The sequence below is a fragment of the Thiothrix lacustris DSM 21227 genome (assembly GCF_000621325.1).
GTDB classification, from domain to species: Bacteria; Pseudomonadota; Gammaproteobacteria; order Thiotrichales; family Thiotrichaceae; genus Thiothrix; species Thiothrix lacustris.
Genome location: NZ_JHYQ01000019.1, coordinates 77,256 through 97,604, shown reverse-complemented (window position 1 = coordinate 97,604; position 20,349 = coordinate 77,256). Strand labels below are relative to the sequence as shown.

Below are 20,349 nucleotides of genomic sequence, written 5' to 3'. Positions count from 1 at the left end.
TGTCATGTCCCATGGGATCATATTCCCTCAAGGAGCTACCCATTATTCAAAGCACGGGCTATCCTTGAAGGCATCTTATCCACCCATGGCTACAAGGCAAAGCGTACATGAAACTGCATCCCGAAGCACGGACAACCCCGAAATTACGCAGTGAAATCAAGGCATCGCCGCTCACGCAAGCAGAACTGGCGAAACAATACAATGTCAGCCGCCTGACGATCCGCAAATGGCAGAACCGTGAGGAGATGACGGACAAATCGCACCGTCCCGATACGCTGCACACCACGCTGACTGAGGTACAGGAATGGTTGGTGGTGGAGCTACGCAAGACCCTGCTGCTGTCGCTGGATGACCTGACCCACATCACCAAAGAATATATCAATGCCGCCGCCAGCCGTTCGGGTATAGACCGCTGCCTGCGTCGCCATGGGATCGCCAACCTGGCGGTAATGAAGCGGGAACTGTATGGCGAGGAGCCGCCACCGAAAAAGGTGTTCAAGGACTACGAACCCGGCTATATCCATATTGACATCAAATACTTGCCGAAGATGCCCGACGAAAAGGAACACCAATACCTGTATGTCGCCATCGACCGTGCCAGTCGTATGGTGTGCCTTGCCATTTACCCCGACAAAGCGGCTGCCAGTACAGCGGATTTTTTGGGTAAAGTAGAGCAGCGCTTCCCCATCAAGGTGCAATACGTGCTGACCGACAATGGGAAGGAATTCACCGACCGCTTTACCCGTAAAGGGGAACGTGACCCCACAGGCAAGCATAAATTCGACAAAGCCTGTGAGCGCATCAAGGCTGAACACCACCTCACCAAGCCACGCCACCCCCAAACCAACGGCATGGTAGAACGCTTCAACGGACGTATCAGCGACTGGTTGCAAACCACCCGTTTCGCCTCATCCAATGAACTGGCTGACGCGATCAAACATTATGAACGGCTCTACAACCACTGCATTCCCCAGAAAGCACTGGGATACAAAACCCCTATTCAAGCACTCAAGGAATGGCAGAAAAAGAAGCCAGATTTATTCAAAAAGAAAGCATATGATCTATCGGGACTTGACAAATAGTCATATTTTCCTATATAACTAAGCAATGAGCTTTTTGCTAATCCAAAAGCTAAAGTAAAAAATGGTAACATGATCCAGCCCGCCATCCCAAACAATTCAGGCCAACGCGATAAACTCAGCCAAATCATGGCAGCACCAAGTATTGCGGTAGTAGAAAAAAACTTACTAAGCTTATAATGAAAGAAAACGGTGCCCATCCAAAAATATACGCCGCAAATAACAACCTGCCTGACATCAGTACGATAGAATACTAGTGTATCAGTAGATGACATAGCCCAAAATTTTGATGTCACCATGAACATAATAGCTATCAACAACCAACTGAAACGTAGCAACCGCAATGCACCTAAGGATGCCAATAATAGATACATAAAAAATTCAACAGGCAAACTCCATAATGAACCATTCACAGCATTAGGATAATGATTTTTCTCGAAGACACCGGGTAAGTAGTACGAAATATACAACAATACATTATAAAAATAATCCCAGCTACTCGGATTACCTATGTATTCAGACCAGGAAAGCTTCGTTAGCAATCCTCCTAAAATGAATACTGATAAAATAGTACAAATAAATAATCCCGGAAAAATTCTTAAGGCACGCCGCAGCAAAAACCGAAGCGCATGAGGATCACTTTCCCAGCTTTGTGCAACCAGATAACCACTAATAGTAAAAAATATATAGACACCTAAAGTACCTAATGGCAACCATCCCATAAAACTAGGCTCTGGCAAACCAAGAAATACAAAAGCATGTCCATACAATACCAAGCTTGCGGCTAACCAACGCAACGCTGTAAAGTTGTTTGTATGATTAAAATTATTCATAATAATTAACAGCTCATGATAGATTTAAATCCTCAAACGCTTTATTTTTTGCAATTTCATAGGCATCATGCAACGAAGCATGACGCGCAGAACGTGTATCGAAATCAGCTGGAGAACGAAACAATGAGGTGGTTTTCGGAATATACTTAAACACATTACCATAACCATAACGCAGCCATAAGTTCCAATCCTCAAGTTGATCAAGTTCTATATCAAAGCCGCCTCTTTCTTCATATAACTCCCGCTTAAACAAAATAGCCTGAATAGGAACGAAATTATGATCAACTAAAACATCATAATCCCACTCCTGCCTGAAAATATCGGGTGTATAAAATGATGTTTCTTTATAATTTTTCATATCAGCATCAATCATTGTCAATACCTCAAATGCCAAGGAATAAGCAGCCGACAAATCAGCATCTTGATGTAAAACCGTCGCTAATGTTTCTACATGATCAGCAAATAGTAGATCATCATCATCAAGAAACATCACGAACTGGCCTGTTGCTGCTTCTAATGCCACATTACCCACTCCTGATCTGCCTAGTTTCTCGCAAGCCATAAAGTGCAGATGGCAACCTTGTGGCACTTTAGCTACTAAAGACTGAACGAAAGCTTCTTGGCTATTACCTCCATCCTCTACAACTAACAACTCAATATTTGAATATGTTTGATTAAACACACTCTGTATCGCTTGCTTCAAAAACTCACTTCTTCCCTTATATGTTCGAGTAATAATAGAAACCAAAGGCGCAACCTCGATAGCTAAAGGTACAGATACTTCTCGAAAAGCCCCATCACGAATCATTTCATAGTCAAATCCCACTAGGGGAAAGTATGCTTGCTCCATTCCTTTTCCACTTAAGAAATGAGGCAATTTACTCATCAAGCTCAATGCCTGCTTTAGGAGTAAAATTTTAGCACCACTAAAGGGAGCGGGTTTAAGCAACAAAGCCATATAAAGCAACATACCAAACAAGCGATCAGCAACCTTTCCATAACGCAAACGAATATAAAGGTTGCCAATAGCACTACCAGAAAACTGCAAAGGTTTTATCTGCCCGGCACTTTCATAGGTAAAGTGTTTCACTATCGCTTTCGGCACATACTTCAACACATAACCATAAGATCGGAAACGATAAGATAGTTCCACATCCTCTGCATACATAAATATGCCAGCATCGTATCCTCCAACTTTAAGATAAGCACTGCGGCGCATCAAAATACAAGCATGGGAAGACCAATTAGTTTCCAATGTCACAGGGTCATAATATTTAGGATGTTCAAAAGGAATCTGTCGAAACTCCCAACTCGCCACAGAATGAGTACGATCACTCAATGCGGCACCGAGTATATCACACAGAGACTCTGGTAAAAATTCTAGATCCAAATTGGTCACCAAGCAATATTCAGAGCTACCACTTCGAATAGCACGATCATGACCTGCACCAAAACCCAAATTATCTTGGCAAATCAACTCGACACTAGCAAAACCTAATTTCTTTCTTAATAGAATTTCATCAAATTGAGTTAAGGTGTCATCTTGTGAGCCATGATCAACCACTCGCAAATGAATTTTATTTAATGGGTATTTTTGAGAGATCAATGATTCAACAAAAGGCTTAACCCAACAAGAGCTATTATAAGACACCACTGATATATCAATCTCAGGGAATCTCTCCCTATCTTTATCAATCATCAAAAATGGTAGGGAATTTTCACTGAAACGTCGCTGAGATAAACTCTGTAAAGCAAGAATATTATCAGATGAATGCCCTAGCATTTTGGGACTAGACAATAATTTAAATTTCCAGTGCAAATATTTTTGACGAAAAACTCGTAATATTGGCAGTTTAGCCACTAAGGTGCGAAAGAACATACGCCACGTATTAAACTCCAACCAATTCATTCTTAACCATTTACGACTAAGTAATACAATATGTTTAGTTTTGCGTAAAGGCAATGTTAAACGCCAAGAAAGAGAATTTTCCATTGCAGCTATGTGTTCTTGCAGATCATTAAGATATTTCTGCTGTTCAGTGATTTTATTTTTCTGCTCTTTAACAGTAACATGCCAGTTACCTAAAAACATGAAGTCTTCATTATAGAGCAGGTCAGTATATGGCAATACATCATCATTACTAAAGTCTAGAGCACACTCACTAGCAATAGATATCTTCGTATAAAAACAACGAACTCCAGTACGCAATGACATATGCAACACATACTTTGCCCATACCGAATGCTCTTGTATATTTTCAGGAAAGTCTCGGAATTGCCGGATATAATCTGTTGGTAATAAAACTTGAGAACAAGGAGCCGTTACAATACTTAGTACATTATTGTAATCAAGGTATTCTGGAGCATAATGAGGTTTTTTCACATGAGAAAAATACAAAGTGGATATATCGTTCACATCATCCAGACAAGGTAAAATCTCATTAAAATAATGCTTATTTAAAACCATTCCCTTAGAAAAAAATACCCAATACACACCTTGAAAATCAAGACATCTCTTCACCTGAACTACAGAGGAGATAATTTTCAATCTCTGCTCCACCTCAGAAAAAACATCTAACTCATCAGCCCCCATATAGACAACTTCCAGAGATCCATATAAATCATGATTTTTCAGCGCTAATAAAGCATCATGCAACGTATCTAATACATTTTCATGACCAACCAAAATTGAAAGTAATTTCTGCGGCTGAGGTTGTATCTCTACTACATTAGGAATGATTCGATAAGCTCTTACAAACTGATAGACATCTGCATTCTTATCTAAGATTTTTTTCAGGTGGCGAAGATGTGCACCAATCCCCATGTGACGATTAAGCGTTAACGTTGGTCTAATAAAGTATTGATCACTATATTCTAGTCGATAATCATACTGATCAACTTCATACCATCCATTTTTCCTCATGGTTTTCGTTAAATTTTCTTCGGTATAAATAACCGTATGTGTTTTATCAAGCAAACCAGAGGAAGTATACTCCCAAAAACCTGAGAACAATTTAGTTGAAACATCCGTATGTGAAAAATTTGGAATACTGGCAACTAAAGTAACACGTTCAGGACTTGGCAACAAAGATCGCAATGAATCTAGGAAGCTGCATTCAAAATCAAGATGTTCAATAACATCTAACATGGAAATTGTTGATATATTAACACCATCACATACAGAGAGAATAGACTCCAAAGCTTTAATGGGTGTTAACAAATCAATAAGATGGGCATCAATTCCATTTTCACGTAATGCCATAACAGTTGCCGCATCAGAATCAAAGCCAATATAACGAATATCAAACCCAGCAAGTTTACTTGAAATTGCAGCATAACCACAACCTAAGTCTATATGGACTCCACCAGCAGAGTTATATTGAGTAATCAGCTTAACCGCGCAAGCGTAGACGCTCACATCGGCATAATCAAATTTATAATTGCTGCTCATAGGGGCCAAGTTCAATTTTTAACATCGGAATCCCCACCAAACCGGTGGAAACACTATCACTGTGGGACTTAAATACGATCGCATCATGTATCCAGTGATGCACTACATGACTCTCTTGGGTACCATCTGCAATAGCGATACCTACTGTATAGTCACCAGATGGCATTAGTGGCATTCTGAACTGGAATGCTGCTGAAAAATATTCGCCCTCCTCCACTACTAATCGCTGATTGATATAACTCAAGAATGTATTATCACCAAATAAATTCTGCCCTAACTTATTTTTCACAAGAAAGCCCACAATAGGGCTAAAAAGCTTTATTTTTGAATGAGCAACAATATGTAAATCAACCACTTCTCCGCCAATAAACCAAGAAACAGCCTTCTGATTTAGGCAAGTAAAGTAGGCATCTTTTAACTGCACTAAACCTGTGCCAAAGTCTTCTCCCGCATCAGAAAAACGAAAAACCTCTAAGTCATTTCTGAAGAAAGATTGATTGATAATATCCTGCCTAACATCTCGAAAGCTTTCCATTGCGACAAAAGCACGAGAACTAGCTGAGGACTCCGTAGTTATTTTCGAACTATTAGAGGCATATAACTCCTCTAAATAGGACTCACAAACAATTTTAACTGCATCAAATTTTTTCATTTTTGATTTATCCAGCCAAATTGCGCGGTCACACAAACTAATAACGCTATTCGTATCATGCGTCACAAACAAAATAGTACCGTTACGTTTAAAATCACGCAGAAATCTCATACATTTTTGTGTAAAGAAAATATCTCCGACAGCCAATGCCTCATCAATCACCAAAATATCCGCATCCACATGTGCAATTACTGCAAATGCCAAGCGCACATACATTCCACTGGAGTACGTTTTTACCGGCTGATCCATAAAATCGGCGATATCAGAAAATGCAATAATATCTTGCATTTTGCCGTCGACATCCTCATGGCTAAGTCCATATAGAGAAGCTGCCATATAGACATTTTCTCGACCACTAAACTCTGGGTTAAAACCAGCCCCCAACTCCAACAAGGCGGCTACACGTCCATTAACATCAATAGTACCGGTGCTAGGCGTTAGCGTTCCACAAATCATTTGCAATAAAGTTGATTTTCCCGAACCATTACGCCCGATAATACCAACTGTCTCACCTTTTTTGATCTGAAAAGAGACATCCTGCAATGCCCAAAAATCTCGATACCAAGTTCTTTGATTCTTAGGAAACATCTGCCATAAGCGGTGATGCGGTTTCTCGTAGATATGGTAATTTTTACCAACATTAGTAACTGTAATCGCAGAGTCAGAGGACATCAGCAAACCCTCCCCGCGTTTTCTGGAACCAGGCAAACCCTAACCATGCGATCAGACAAGCACACACCGTATAAATCAATAGCCCACCCCAATCTGGCAAACTCCCCCACACTACAATCTGACGAGTTTGTTCAATCATGAAAGTCAGTGGATTTAGCAATAGCCAAGCCTGATATTTTTCTGGCAACGCAGATAATGGATAAAACACAGGGCTCATGAACATCAATACCATCGTCAACAAGCTGGTCATTTGCACTACATCTCGCAAATACACTCCAAGTGAAGCCAAAAACCAACTAACGCCCATAATAGCAATGACAAATGGAAGCCACACCAATGGCAACAAGATCACTGTCCACGGCAAACTATGCATCAACAATAACTCTGCCATCAACAATACCAACACACTAATCATTGTATGGAACAGCGCTGAAATCAGAGTTGTCCACGGTAATATCTCCAGTGGAAACACTACCTTTTTCACATAATTGATATTGTTTAACAACAAGCTGGGGGCACGGTTTACACACTCGGCAAACAAGCCATGAACAACCATTCCCGCAAACAAAATCACCGCAAAGCTGCCTTGCCCCTCCTCAGTCTCCACCCCCCAACGTGATTTGAACACAAAGCTAAACACAAAAGTGTACACCGCTAGCATAAAAATCGGGTTAAAGAACGACCATGCCACTCCGATCATAGAGCCACGGTAACGCCCCAACACATCACGCTTGCTCATTTGCCAGATAAGCTGACGATGACACCATAAAGAATGAAAAATTGCCAACGGACTCAGTGATGGGGGCTGATATAACTTCATGTAATATTAAATCTTCTTGAAAAGAGCAGCAGTAATCAGGCCAAGATGGCTCCACAATGGCTCACGGTAAATCCCAGTTTGCCAAAAACCGAACAATCGGGGCAATACCCAACGGTTCCTCGCCTGCATAAATCCATCCAATATCACCCGATTTTCGGGGGTGAGTTTAGCACGCATTTGTTGCAATGCCTGTAGTTGACGGTTATTCCCCGCCCGAAAAGCACCCTGCCACACCTCGCGTAAGGTACGCAAACGCAGCAAACGCGCTAGCCAGTGAGTTTTCATGCCCACCAAATTGCCGCCGTGCTGACGGTAACGCAATATAGGGGCAACATCATAAAATGCATTACCACCAACGCCCGTGACCAGTAAGTAAAGCCACCAGTCATGTGCCACTACCGCAACCGCTTGCCCAGCCTCACGCAACAGGGAACAAGCAGCATGATTAAACACCATAGTATTGCCACTGGCTATATTCTGTGTGAGAGCATGAGCAAAGCAAGGTGGCTTCTCAAACAACGGCGAAAACCCAATACCATGATTATCCGCATCCACCAAACGTGTCCGGGAACAATACAGCGCGGGCACATCTGCTGGCACAGTTTGCAACCAGTCCACTGCCTTTTGCAGTTTATTGGCCTCCCAGATATCATCTTGATCACAAAAAGCATAATAATCAGCCTGAATATCGGGGCGGCAACTTAAAGATAGAAAATTCGCCACAAACCCCTTCCTAGGGCCATGAACAATAGATAGGCACTCATTCGGCCATTTTGACCTATACTCAGCCAGAATTGAGAGGGTATCATCTTGCGAACCATCATCCGACACCCACATAAACCAGTGCGGATAAGCCTGACTAGCAACAGAATCGAGCTGGGCGCTCAGGTACTGTTGCCCATTATACGTACAAAGCAGGATAGCAACCTCTGGGATGACACTTCGATTCAAGATGATTACTTTTCAATAACTAAACCATGAAATATACCCTGTTCAAGCTCACTCTGTATACACTGTTACTGCTTCTCAACCTGCTGATCGCACGCGGTGTAGCAGAGCTGTGGCTACCTGATGTGTACATTCATCCCACCACGAAATACCTGTGGCTGATAAGTGTTTACCTACTGATCTTCTTTTACCTGCGCTTATTCACGCGGCGGATGGTGACCACCTCCGAAACGTGGCTGATTATCAAAGGTAGCGTCATCGCCTTGATTATTAGCTTCGCACTAATGTCGATTCTCAAACAGGCTGACCACTATTCACGCCTGATTATTCTAACGTTCTTCAGTCTTAATCTACTGCTACCCATCTGGATTTACTACCTGAAACGGCGCAGCCTGCAACACCCTTTGCTACGCGAACGGGTACTCGTTATTTGTGATGAAGAAGCCTGTGACAATTCCCAGCAATGGCTTTCCATCGACAACCCCTTTGGCTTTGATGTCGCACACACCATCAATATCAACCATCACTCCCCCGAAGGCTTGCAGACCACGGTTGATCGCATCCTTGAAAAAGAACGTTTCTTCGCCACCATCATCATGCTGGAAAGCACCGGCATGGAACGTATGTTCCACCTGATGGATAAAATCCAACACAAAGTAAAGCGTATCCTGTTGGTTCCACGTATGACGTCCCTGCCCATGTTTAATGCGGAAGTCTTCAACTCCATCAACCAGAAGGGCTTGATCTTTTTTGTCCGCAACAACCTGTTGAGCAGTAGTGACCGCGCCTTAAAGTACGTGTCTGATTTCACACTCGCCCTGACCCTAACCCTGCTCTTATCCCCCTTCCTCTTAGGGCTGTACCTGTGGGTATGGGTCGTGACCGAGGGTAAACCCGTGTTCAGACAAGAGCGTGTTGGGCAAAACGGCCAGCCCTTCAAGATTTACAAATTTCGCACCATGCGAGCCGATGCAGCCGAAGAACTGGAAAAAATCCTAGCATCTGACCCGGCTGCTCGTGAAGAATGGGAACGTGATCGCAAACTGAAAGATGATCCACGCATTACCCATGTCGGGCATTTTCTGCGCCGTACCTCACTGGATGAATTACCGCAACTCATCAACGTATTGCGTGGGCAAATGTCACTGGTCGGCCCAAGACCGATCATTACAGAAGAAATTCCAGCATACAGCGAATACATCGACTATTACCAACAAGTCAGACCGGGCATCACCGGCTTATGGCAAGTCAGTGGGCGCAATGAATTGAGCTATGCCGAACGTGTCCAGTTGGATGTCTGGTACGTGCGCAACTGGTCGCTGGAGCTGGATTTGATTATCCTTACCAAAACCTTTGTAGCTGTCTTGTTACGCAAGGGCAGCTATTAACCCAAAAGCAGCAATAAAGAGACGTTTAACATGCAAAAATTGACCTGTTTCAAGGCTTACGATATTCGTGGCAAGCTGGGCGAAGAGCTTAACGATGACGTGGCCTACCGTATTGGACGGGCATATGGGGAATTCGTAGGCAGCGGCAAGCGCGTCGTGGTCGGCGGTGACGTGCGCCTCACCTCCGAAACCTTGAAGTTGGCACTGGCCAATGGCTTGCAAGATGCCGGGGTGGACGTCATCGACATCGGCATGACCGGCACCGAAGAAATCTATTTCGCCACCTTCCACCTCGGCGTGGATGGCGGTATTGAAGTCACCGCCAGCCATAACCCGATGGATTACAACGGCATGAAGCTGGTGCGCGAAGGCTCACGCCCCATCAGCGGCGATACTGGCTTGAAAGACATCCAGCGCATGGCAGAGGAAAACAACTTCCCCGCCGTTACCCAGCGCGGCAGCTTGACGCAGCAATCCTGCCTCGCGGATTACGTGCAACACTTGCTCGGTTACATCGACCTAAAAGCCATCAAGCCACTAACCTTGGTGGTGAATGCGGGTAACGGTGCTGCTGGTCACGTCGTGGATGCGCTCGAAGCCGAATTCACCCGCCTGCACGTTCCCATCCGCTTCATCAAGGTACACAACGAACCGGATGGCACCTTCCCGCACGGCATCCCTAACCCCTTGCTGCCGGAAAACCGCGCCGATACCCGCGATGCGGTGCTCGCCCATAACGCCGATATGGGGATTGCGTGGGATGGTGACTTCGACCGCTGCTTCCTGTTTGACGAAACCGGCGAATTCATCGAAGGCTATTACATCGTCGGCTTGCTGGCGGAAGCCTTCCTGCAATTGCACCCCGGTTCCAACATCATCCACGACCCGCGCTTGACGTGGAACACGGTGGACGTGGTGGAAAGCGCGGGTGGCAAGCCAATCCAATCCAAAACCGGGCACGCTTTCATCAAGGAACGGATGCGGCTGGAAGATGCGATTTACGGCGGTGAGATGAGTGCGCACCATTACTTCCGCGACTTTGCCTACTGCGACAGCGGCATGATCCCGTGGTTGTTGGTGGCGCAATTGATGAGCGTGAAAGGCCAAAGCCTGTCCTCGCTGGTGAATGAGCGCATTGCGAAATTCCCGTGCAGCGGCGAAATCAATTTCCACGTTAACGATGTGAAAGCTTGCATCGCCGCCGTGCGCGAACATTTCACCGCGCTGCAACCGCTGGTGATCGACACCACCGACGGTTTGAGCATGGAATTTGCGGAGTGGCGCTTTAACCTGCGCGGCTCCAACACTGAGCCTGTGTTACGCTTAAACGTCGAATCGCGCCAAGATATGGCGTTGGTGCAAGAACAAGTCACCAACATTAGCCGATTCTTCTAATCCCGTAGGGGCGGTTCGCGAACCGCCCTTACACCACCGCCCACACTAAATCTGTTCCACAAATGCCCAATCAATGCTGAGATCAGGCAAGACTTGCAGGGCAAGCGGCTCATCCATGCCATACACCGACGGGCGGCTGTACTTGCCCGCCTCATCCAAAGTGTACACCATGACCCAGCGTTCAGTGGGATGCACAATCCAATATTCACGCACGCCGTGTTGTTCATACAAACGGGTTTTGGTGTGCATGTCCTTGAGCGTGGTGGCAGGTGACAGCACTTCCACAATCCAATCCGGTGCACCTCGACAGCCTTTATCATCCAACTTGGAGCGGTCACAAATCACGGTTAAATCGGGTTGAACCACGGTATCCACCTTGTCATCTGCTTCATTCTGACGCGGCAACCGCACATCAAACGGCGCGACATAGCCACGGCAGGATTTACCTTGCAGGTAATTACGAACCTGCCCGCCCAACTCAAACACGATTTCCTGATGGATACGGGACGGCTCAGCCATCGCATAAGCGATACCGTCGATTAGCTCCCAGCTCTCATCTTCCGACCAGCGGGCGTAATCGGCGTAGGTGTAACGTTCTTCCAATTTTTCGGCAGTAGACATTGCTGTTCTCCACAAAGCAAACACACCACAAACATAGCACAGCCGCTGGTTTTGGGGCAGGCACTTTCAAACATGAAACACCGGATAAACTGTGCAAAAATCAACACACCTAACTTAATGAGACATGTTTGATGAGGGAACTCGACTCTCCTTCTTCCACGACATATAGTTCTTGTTGTTTGATATTTGTTCAGTAATAATCCTTATCTGAACTTGCTAAGTTTTTTATGGGCATCATATAAGGGTAAATCAATGCAAACAGGGCAAACTGATCTAGGCAACGTAAAAATCTTATCACTAAAGCAAGTAGCCAGTTGGCAACTGCCACACTTGATACCAGAAAGCGAAGGTCAACCCGTCGTTAAAGCCTGCGTTCCATCGCTGCAACGCGGTGCTGTATGGAGTCCGGGGCAAGTTGAACTATTATGGGATTCATTATTGCGGGGCTTCCCAGTAGGTTCATTAATTATCTGCAAACACTTACAAACACAGCGAGATGTAAAAGCGAAGCATGGCGAGTGCAAAAACCCGACCCATCACCTACTTGATGGACAACAACGCAGCAATGCTATTGCTTTAGGTTTTGTAGATCCTTTTTTGCGCGAAGATATAAAAGATGCCATTTGGATAGACCTAAGTCCAGATGGGAACTTAGCTGAAACTAGCCGCAGTTTTTTATTGCGCGTTACAACGGAATCTCATCCTTGGGGATATATCTCAAACGATTCTGCTGGAAAACTATCTCATAATGATATACGCGATTCCCTAAAAAAATATGGATGGCGTGACGAGAAAGGACATCCTATTTCTGGAAAGAGCCAACGTCCAACTATAAATAATACATGGCCAATTAAAGCAAACATTCCTGTTCCACTTGCTTGGCTCTTTGAATCTGCCAGCCAATTAGATGACATGGATTCATTCTGGGGTGAAATAAACAACAAGTTCACTTCACGCTCCAATCACACATCAAATTTTTTCAATCAGAAAAAAGAAACATTCAAAGAATTTATAAACAACATTAAGAATGAAAACCAAAGAAGTTACATATTCAATACCATTAAAAGAGCACTCGCTTTAAATATTGTACTGCTTGAGCTATCAGATGATGTTTTATCAGAAGAAACCATCCAAGAACGTTTGGTGAATGACAAAGATGATGAAGATGAATATGGTAACAAAAAAAAGCAAAACATATCAAATATTGAGCATTTATTCCATCGTCTAAACTCACAAGGCACTCCGCTAAGTCCAGATGATAGAATTTATTCAATGATAAAGGCATATTGGCCTTCGTTTGAAGAACCAATTAGAGAAAACACCTTTAAACATTTACCTGACGCGAAGTTTGCAAATTTAGTTGTAAGAGCGGTTTTAACGACAAACATCATGGACAAGCTGCATGATTCCATTAGTGTAAATAGAATCAGAAAAATAGCCAAAAACCATAAAGATGAAGAAAATGAAAAAAAAGACTTATTAGAAAAATTTTTCAACGCTGATATAAACAAAGTAGAAGCTTGTTGCGAGTTAGTAGATTTTTGGCTTCTTTATCGTGAAGCAGATCAAGAATTCGGAATCCCTCCTTTTATTCGCAGTGAAATTGCATACAAATCAAGTGAAATTTATCTATTAATTTTCTGGCTAGCTAAACGCGAACTCGAATATTTTGACTTCAACACTGAAAAAACCAAAACAGAAACAAAAAGTGCAAGTAAAACCTTGATAGCTCTAGCAACATCCGCACATTGGTTTTGCATTAACTCAAAACACCTCAAACAACTTACCAATGAAATATTTAGCCAAATTAAAGACAAGCCGATTAACCCCTCTATTTTTAACGGAATATTTAGTTCAAAAAACTCAACATCACCAGTTTCTCTTCCACCAGATAATTTAATTATAGAAAGCATAGAAAATGAAGAAATAACAGACAGATGGTGGAACTGGGATCATATGATAAACAATATTGACGAAAAGAATGGAGTAAAAAAAGATTTTTTAAGAAAAATAAAAGACGGGAAATCAACAAAAACTGCCAGTTTATTGACGTATGCTCAGCGCAAATATGTAAATGTAGAGTTCACTTATGACCCATCAAACATCTCATTTTGGATAGATCATAATAGACCATGGGATTATGATCATATTCAAGCAGATGCAATAACAAGGAACAAAAAAAGTGAAAATACATGGATGAACATATGCCATCAATTCAGCAACACATTAGGCAACTTAAGAGTTGTATCTTTTGAAGAAAATCGTTCTGACCAAGAAATGTTGGCTAACGCGAAAATTATTACAGAACAAGACATCGAAAATAGTTTTTTATTAGATAAACTAGAAGTAAATAATTTCTCCATTGGAAGATCTGTTATTTCTAATAGCAAAGATGCTTCTATTTTTATTCGCACCACGCACAACAGACTTATTAGAATATATAGTGAATGGTGGAATCAATTAGATATTGATCACTTATTTAATAATTCAGAAGAGCCTGACAAGCATGGAAACTCCGTACAATAACGGTTTAAATATGCCAACCTGCTGGATAATCGCTGGCCCCAACGGGGCAGGCAAAACCACGTTCGCGCTGGAATACCTGCCCCAAGCAGCGTGCCAGCATTTCATAAACGCCGACCTGATTGCTGCCGGACTGTCACCGCTTGCACCAGAACGTGAATTGGTAGCAGCCAGCCGAATTTTCCTGCAAGAACTCGAAACACACATCCGCAAGCAAGAAGATTTCGCTTTTGAAACTACCTTAGCAGGTCGCAGTTACCTACAACTCATCAATCGCCTACAACAAGCAGGCTGGCAAGTTGAGCTGATTTATTTAGCCCTGCCCAGCATGGAAATGTCTAAATTGCGGGTTGCCGAACGAGTCGCGCACGGTGGGCATAACGTCCCGCCGAAAGATATAGAACGGCGTTTTGCCCGTAGCCTGCGCAATTTGCTGAACGACTTCAGCTATCGAGCCAACCGTACTCGCTGCTTCATGAACAGCCATCTCTCCGAACCCGTGTTTGAACAACAAGGCAATCAGCGTGTCATATTGCACGAGATTTACTATCAAAAACTCCTGAAGGAAGCCGGATTATGAACACTCCATCCCCAGACACTCAGAAAATGCTGGATGTGATGCGTAAAGCCGTCGAGAAAGCCCTAGACCGCAAAAAACGCCTCGGTCAATACGCCGTCATTTGGCAAGATGGCAAACCAATGCTAGTCGGAGAAGATGCGCCAAAACTGCAAGACAACCATACCATGACCCGCTCACATCCCGCATAATTGGTGTTTTCCACACTCTGGAGCACTGGATGGCACAATACATTTACACCATGAACGGTGTCGGCAAGATCGTCCCGCCGAACCGTTTCATTCTCAAAGACATTTACCTGAGCTTTTTCCCCGGCGCGAAAATCGGCGTACTCGGTTATAACGGCGCGGGTAAATCCACCTTACTGCGCATCATGGCTGGCCTCGACACCGACATCCTCGGCGAAGCCCGACCACAACCCGGCATCAATATCGGCTACCTGTCGCAAGAGCCGCAACTCAACCCTGACAAAGACGTGCGTGGCAATGTCGAAGAAGGTTTGAAAGTCATCAAGGATGCCCAAGCGCGTCTGGATGAAGTGTACGCCGCCTACGCCGAACCCGACGCCGATTTCGACGCACTCGCCGCCGAACAGGCCAAACTGGAAAATATCCTGCAAGCCTCCGACGCGCACAACCTCGAACACACCCTCGAAGTCGCTGCCGATGCACTGCGCCTGCCACCGTGGGATGCGGATGTCAGCACCCTCTCCGGTGGTGAAAAACGGCGCGTCGCACTGTGCCGCCTGCTGCTGTCTTCCCCCGACATGCTGATTCTCGACGAACCGACCAACCATTTGGATGCCGAATCCGTCGCTTGGCTGGAACGCTTCCTGCAAGACTTCCCCGGCACTGTGGTCGCTGTTACCCATGACCGCTACTTCCTCGACAACGTGGCGGGCTGGATTCTGGAACTCGACCGTGGGCAAGGCATCCCGTGGGAAGGCAACTATTCCTCGTGGCTGGAGCAAAAGCAAAACCGCTTGGCGCAGGAAAGCAAATCCGAACAAGGCCGCCAAAAGGCGATGAAGGAAGAGCTGGAATGGGTACGTTCCAACCCCAAAGGCCGCCACGCCAAGAGCAAGGCGCGGATGCAACGCTTTGAAGAACTCTCTTCCAGCGACTACCAGAAACGTGCCGAAACCAACGAAATCTACATCGCCCCCGGCCCACGCCTCGGCGATTTAGTGATCGAAGCGGAAGGCATCAGCAAGTCTTTCGGTGATCGTTTGCTGTATGAAAACGTCAGTTTCAGCCTGCCCAAAGGCGGCATTGTCGGCATCATCGGCCCCAACGGTGCGGGTAAAACCACCCTGTTCCGCATGATTACCGGGCAGGAAAAACCGGATAGCGGCACGTTCAAAGTCGGTGAAACCGTCAAGATTGCTTACGTTGACCAGTCCCGCGACGACCTCGACCCGAATAAAACCGTGTGGCAGGAAATTGCCGACGGGCACGACATCATGACCGTCGGCGGCTACCAGATTCAGTCACGCGCCTATTGCGGACGTTTCAACTTCAAGGGCGATTCCCAGCAAAAACGCCTGTGCGATTTGTCGGGTGGGGAACGCAACCGTGTGCATCTGGCGAAGTTGCTGAAAGAAGGCGGCAACCTGTTGCTGTTAGACGAACCGACCAATGACCTCGACGTGGAAACCTTGCGGGCGCTGGAAGAAGCGATTCTCAACTTCCCCGGCTGCGCGGTAGTCATCTCGCATGACCGCTGGTTCCTTGACCGGATTGCGACTCACATCCTCGCGTTTGAAGGCGATTCGCAGGTAACGTGGTTTGAAGGCAACTACAGCGACTACGAGGAAGACTACAAGCGCCGCCACGGCAATGAACTGCATCCACACCGGATCAAGTACAAGCGCCTGAAAGCGTAAACAACGCCCCCCCTAACTCCTTCCTTCCTGAAAGGAGTTGGGGACTTTCCGCCCACGCACTGACCATAATGCCAACAACAACAGCCCAAACAACAACGCAGCATTCACGCCAATTTCCAACAAACTGTCATTCAGCCACACATTCAGACTTTCCATGCAGTAAATGATACTGTACCCAACCAGCGAAAAAGTCAGCAATTGAATCAGGTATTCCAACCAACTATGCCCAACATGACGGTCGATCCAAATATATTGTAATGGCACGGTCAACAAGGTAAAGAACAGGGCAACCGCCGCTCCCATATAACCATAGGCATCCCCCAGATAGTACAACGCGACAAAATAAGCAATCGCATCAATGACTGACATAAACGCGGTCAACTTTGCTTGCCCACCGCCCTGTAGCACCCAATACCCTACGACTGTATTGGAGTGCAGGAAGAAGTACACCGCCATAACCTGTAAGACTACCGTGGCTTTTTGAGAAAAGTCAGGCGTAATCCATAATGCCAAAAAATCTCCCCCCACCGTAATCAACATGACAGCAATCACCGTGCTAATCAAAAACACAGCATCATTAGCCAAGCGATACAACGCCTGTAGACCCACCCTATCACGCAAACTAAACATTTCGCTAAAACGTGGAAATGCAATATGCGTCAGGCTATGAATAATGCCATTGGCCATCTGCGCAATCGTAAACGGGATTTGGTAATACGTCACCGCTTCCGTACCAATCACCACGCCGATCAACAACTTGTCGGCACGCGACACCAAAGACCCGACAAAATTACCCACAAAGGTATAAGCACTAAATGAAATGATTTCCAAAAAAATATGTCGCTCAAAAGCCGGACGAGGTTTGATATGTATAGGCAACACTTTCACACTCGCTACATAACCACCGAGTACGGCCACAAACTGTATAAAAGCATACCCCCACATGACATCACGCAGCACATACCCCGCCATCAATAACCCGGCTGTCACCGTCATCCCTCCCAAACTGCCTACATTATGCAAAATGGCAGGCAAATCAAACCGATGATAGGCTCTACAAACATTCAAGAAAAACTGATTGATGTAACTGAAAAACAAGGGAACTGCCGTAATCCGCAATACATCCGTTGCCAATACCTGCTTAACTGGTAACTCATATAAGCCAGCGGCCAGCCACGGAGCGCTTACATATAAACAAGCGACACTCAACAAACCAATCACCAGATAGATCAAAAAAGCTGCACCTAATACAGGTTTAACCTTATCCTGCTGTCCAGTTGCCTCATATTGCGCCACATATTTGATAACCGTTTGCCCGATCCCTAAATCGACCAAGGTCATAAAGCCGATTAACGACACGCAAATAATATAAAGGCCATACAAGTCAACGCCCAATTGACTAATAATAATTGGAATGGATGCTAATGAAGCCAATAGTGGCAAAGCATACCCAAGCCCCGAAAAAACAATATTTTTACGTATATTTCTCATTTCAACTTTGACACCAGAAGACAATTACTTAATCTAAATAATTAATAGAAAAGACAATAGTCGCTAATGAGAATTAGACAAATAATATTTACTGATTTTAAATAATCAAAAATTATCCCCCCCCCTAACATCCTCCTTTCATCAAAGAAGGGGGTGACTTGAGAAGTTCACTATCAGCATTGCTGTGCTTCCATAAACCATACACTCCGGCCAACAAAACCAATAAACCTACTAAGCCATCCACCAGAATCTCCAGCAGGTGACTGTCCAACCATGTATTCACTATTTCCAGCCCGTACACCATGAAATAACCCAACACAGCAAAGCTCACCAATTGCAAAACATATTCCACGACACGATGCCCCACGTAGCGCGAAATCCATATGTATTGCAGTGGCACAGCTAATAGCAACAGGAACAGAGCAAACGCCACCCCGTTATGAGCATAATGCCCACCCAAATAATACATCCCTACAAAATAGGCAACCGTACCAATCACCGCAATCAGCGCTGTCAGTTTTGCCTCACCACTGCCCTGAAGCACCCAATAACCCGTCACTGTATTGGAATGCAGGAAGAAATACAGAGCAATAATCTGCAAGGTCAACGTGGCGTGTTGCGCAAACTCCGGTGAAATCCACAACGCAAGAAAACTACCACCGACCGTGATTAACAAGACCGCGATAACGGTGCTGATCAAGGACATGATCTGCCCGACTTTTCGATATAGTGACAATAAGCCCTGTTTATTACCAGTGACCGACATTTCACTAAATCGTGGGAAGGCAATATTCACCAAAGCGTGAATAATACCATTCGCCATTTGCGCGATAGTGAACGGTATTTGATAATAAGTGACAGCATCTGTCCCCAAAATCACACCTATGACCAACTTATCTGCTCTCGCAGCCACCGAACTCACAAAATTGCCAATGAATGTATAAAAACTGAAAGAAACAATTTCATCAAAAATCTTCTTATCAAACACAGGCCACAAACGTATAGCATCGGGTAAGACATGACGGCCAATGCTGTAACCAGCCATTAATACCCCCCCCTGCACAACAACATAGCCCCACAATACCTCTTCCAAACCATACCCTAGCAACAACAACACCGTTGCCAGTACGATCCCCCCTAGATTGCCAGCATTATGTACAACGGCAGGTAAATCAAACCGATGATAAGCTTTGCAAACGTTCAGGAAAAACTGGTTCATGTAGCTGAAGAACAAAGGGAAAGCGGTAATTTGCAATACTTTTTGAGCAAGTGCTTGCTTCTGTGGATCATCATACAAAGCACTAGCTATATTGGATGAGAAAACAAACAATGCCATAGCACTACACAAACCAATAACCAGATAAACCAACAATGCCACATTCAACACCGGTTGAACTTTAGCCTGTTGGTTAGTGGCCTCGTATTCAGCGACATACTTGATGACGGTTTGGCCTATACCCAAATCAACCAGAGCCATAAACCCAATCAATGATGTGCAGATGATATACAAACCATACAAATCTGTGCCAAGCGCCCTAACCATGATGGGAATAGTGGCTAAAGCCGCCAGTAACGGCAATGCATAACCTAGTACACTAAAAATAACATTACTGCGTATATTTTTACGCGGGACAGTAGTTTTAATCACAAGAAACCCTATGATTGAATGAATTTAGTTCTTAAAGCCATCGGAACATAATGCAGCGTTTTCATCATTTTCTATTTCACTAAAACATGTTGACTGCACCCAAGATAAACCAATATACCATTAACCTTTATCAAATCAATTCTATTAATTTTTAACCTAATACATTTATTGAATAACCCAATAATCTCACCAAAGAAAGCCACCAGCAATTACTTGATATTAATAAAAATAAATCTCTTTAGAAATTAAAGTGTCGTATAAATAAGACACTATCCAGAGAGAAACTTATTCATCTTTTTCTATTGATCGCAGCAGATTTTAGTCATTAGCCTCCAGTTTGCTTGTATAAAAGGTAAAAAACGTAGC

Annotated in this window: 15 protein-coding genes; 7 read left to right on the top strand and 8 right to left on the bottom strand. The window is 44.5% G+C overall.

Annotated features, from left to right (window positions below; genetic code table 11):
• The first annotated feature begins 107 nt into the window (after positions 1-107).
• Positions 108-1,082 (top strand): IS481 family transposase, encoded by a 975-nt coding sequence (locus Q394_RS0110545; RefSeq protein WP_038141167.1) that lies wholly within the window; start codon positions 108-110, stop codon positions 1,080-1,082.
• Here Q394_RS0110545 and Q394_RS21930 read toward each other — a convergent pair.
• The 5 genes from Q394_RS21930 to Q394_RS0110520 all read right to left on the bottom strand — a co-directional run bounded on the left by Q394_RS21930 (position 1,001) and on the right by Q394_RS0110520 (position 8,458).
• Positions 1,001-1,912 (bottom strand): acyltransferase family protein, encoded by a 912-nt coding sequence (locus Q394_RS21930; protein WP_084260425.1) that lies wholly within the window; start codon positions 1,910-1,912, stop codon positions 1,001-1,003. The two genes, Q394_RS0110545 and Q394_RS21930, sit on opposite strands and share 82 nt — an antisense overlap.
• A 13-nt stretch (positions 1,913-1,925) precedes the next feature.
• Positions 1,926-5,363 (bottom strand): glycosyltransferase, encoded by a 3,438-nt coding sequence (locus Q394_RS0110540; RefSeq protein WP_084260424.1) that lies wholly within the window; start codon positions 5,361-5,363, stop codon positions 1,926-1,928.
• The gene (locus tag Q394_RS0110530) at positions 5,347-6,687 is read right to left on the bottom strand and encodes an ABC transporter ATP-binding protein (protein ID WP_028489263.1); all 1,341 of its coding nucleotides are present in this window, start codon (positions 6,685-6,687) and stop codon (positions 5,347-5,349) included. The genes Q394_RS0110540 and Q394_RS0110530 overlap by 17 nt, the downstream gene beginning before the upstream one ends.
• Complete coding sequence (locus Q394_RS0110525; RefSeq protein ID WP_245606779.1) at positions 6,677-7,426, bottom strand: ABC transporter permease; 750 nt, start codon at positions 7,424-7,426, stop codon at positions 6,677-6,679. Before Q394_RS0110525 ends, Q394_RS0110530 begins: the two co-directional genes overlap by 11 nt.
• An 87-nt stretch (positions 7,427-7,513) precedes the next feature.
• Positions 7,514-8,458, bottom strand: coding sequence for a glycosyltransferase family 2 protein (locus Q394_RS0110520; RefSeq protein WP_051543256.1), 945 nt, complete (start codon positions 8,456-8,458; stop codon positions 7,514-7,516).
• Positions 8,459-8,484: 26 nt separating this feature from the next.
• Between Q394_RS0110520 and Q394_RS21460 the strand changes: the two genes are divergently transcribed.
• Both Q394_RS21460 and cpsG read left to right on the top strand, forming a co-directional pair.
• Complete coding sequence (locus tag Q394_RS21460; protein WP_051543254.1) at positions 8,485-9,843, top strand: exopolysaccharide biosynthesis polyprenyl glycosylphosphotransferase; 1,359 nt, start codon at positions 8,485-8,487, stop codon at positions 9,841-9,843.
• 30 nt (positions 9,844-9,873) lie between these two features.
• Positions 9,874-11,238, top strand: coding sequence for a phosphomannomutase CpsG (gene cpsG / locus Q394_RS0110510; RefSeq protein WP_028489260.1), 1,365 nt, complete (start codon positions 9,874-9,876; stop codon positions 11,236-11,238).
• A gap of 45 nt (positions 11,239-11,283) precedes the next feature.
• Here the strand turns inward: cpsG and Q394_RS0110505 are convergent, their stop codons facing one another.
• Positions 11,284-11,859: a Uma2 family endonuclease gene (locus Q394_RS0110505; protein ID WP_028489259.1), complete on the bottom strand. Its 576-nt coding sequence runs from the start codon at positions 11,857-11,859 to the stop codon at positions 11,284-11,286.
• 252 nt (positions 11,860-12,111) lie between these two features.
• Between Q394_RS0110505 and Q394_RS0110495 the strand changes: the two genes are divergently transcribed.
• The 4 genes from Q394_RS0110495 to ettA are packed head-to-tail and all read left to right on the top strand — an operon-like array spanning position 12,112 to position 16,844.
• The gene (locus Q394_RS0110495; protein ID WP_028489258.1) at positions 12,112-14,385 is read left to right on the top strand and encodes a DUF262 domain-containing protein; all 2,274 of its coding nucleotides are present in this window, start codon (positions 12,112-12,114) and stop codon (positions 14,383-14,385) included.
• The gene (locus tag Q394_RS0110490; protein ID WP_211248800.1) at positions 14,366-14,962 is read left to right on the top strand and encodes an ATPase; all 597 of its coding nucleotides are present in this window, start codon (positions 14,366-14,368) and stop codon (positions 14,960-14,962) included. The genes Q394_RS0110495 and Q394_RS0110490 overlap by 20 nt, the downstream gene beginning before the upstream one ends.
• A complete protein-coding gene (locus Q394_RS0110485) occupies positions 14,959-15,150 on the top strand; it encodes a hypothetical protein (RefSeq protein ID WP_028489256.1) in 192 nt (63 codons plus the stop codon). The genes Q394_RS0110490 and Q394_RS0110485 overlap by 4 nt, the downstream gene beginning before the upstream one ends.
• Before the next feature lie 29 nt (positions 15,151-15,179).
• Positions 15,180-16,844: an energy-dependent translational throttle protein EttA gene (gene ettA / locus Q394_RS0110480; protein ID WP_028489255.1), complete on the top strand. Its 1,665-nt coding sequence runs from the start codon at positions 15,180-15,182 to the stop codon at positions 16,842-16,844.
• 12 nt (positions 16,845-16,856) lie between these two features.
• On the opposite strand, the gene Q394_RS0110475 is transcribed toward ettA, so the two are convergent.
• Positions 16,857-18,335 (bottom strand): flippase, encoded by a 1,479-nt coding sequence (locus tag Q394_RS0110475; protein ID WP_028489254.1) that lies wholly within the window; start codon positions 18,333-18,335, stop codon positions 16,857-16,859.
• Between the two features lie 124 nt (positions 18,336-18,459).
• The gene (locus tag Q394_RS0110470; RefSeq protein ID WP_028489253.1) at positions 18,460-19,983 is read right to left on the bottom strand and encodes an oligosaccharide flippase family protein; all 1,524 of its coding nucleotides are present in this window, start codon (positions 19,981-19,983) and stop codon (positions 18,460-18,462) included.
• Between the last annotated feature and the right edge of the window lie 366 nt (positions 19,984-20,349).

Coding starts and splice junctions, on each gene's coding strand:
- Q394_RS0110545 (WP_038141167.1), top strand. CDS start 108: ATGAAACTGCATCCCGAAGCACGGACAACCCCGAAATTACGCAGTGAA.
- Q394_RS21930 (WP_084260425.1), bottom strand. CDS start 1,912: ATGAATAATTTTAATCATACAAACAACTTTACAGCGTTGCGTTGGTTA.
- Q394_RS0110540 (WP_084260424.1), bottom strand. CDS start 5,363: ATGAGCAGCAATTATAAATTTGATTATGCCGATGTGAGCGTCTACGCT.
- Q394_RS0110530 (WP_028489263.1), bottom strand. CDS start 6,687: ATGTCCTCTGACTCTGCGATTACAGTTACTAATGTTGGTAAAAATTAC.
- Q394_RS0110525 (WP_245606779.1), bottom strand. CDS start 7,426: ATGAGCAAGCGTGATGTGTTGGGGCGTTACCGTGGCTCTATGATCGGA.
- Q394_RS21460 (WP_051543254.1), top strand. CDS start 8,485: ATGAAATATACCCTGTTCAAGCTCACTCTGTATACACTGTTACTGCTT.
- cpsG (WP_028489260.1), top strand. CDS start 9,874: ATGCAAAAATTGACCTGTTTCAAGGCTTACGATATTCGTGGCAAGCTG.
- Q394_RS0110505 (WP_028489259.1), bottom strand. CDS start 11,859: ATGTCTACTGCCGAAAAATTGGAAGAACGTTACACCTACGCCGATTAC.
- Q394_RS0110495 (WP_028489258.1), top strand. CDS start 12,112: ATGCAAACAGGGCAAACTGATCTAGGCAACGTAAAAATCTTATCACTA.
- Q394_RS0110490 (WP_211248800.1), top strand. CDS start 14,366: ATGGAAACTCCGTACAATAACGGTTTAAATATGCCAACCTGCTGGATA.
- Q394_RS0110485 (WP_028489256.1), top strand. CDS start 14,959: ATGAACACTCCATCCCCAGACACTCAGAAAATGCTGGATGTGATGCGT.
- ettA (WP_028489255.1), top strand. CDS start 15,180: ATGGCACAATACATTTACACCATGAACGGTGTCGGCAAGATCGTCCCG.
- Q394_RS0110475 (WP_028489254.1), bottom strand. CDS start 18,335: ATGAGAAATATACGTAAAAATATTGTTTTTTCGGGGCTTGGGTATGCT.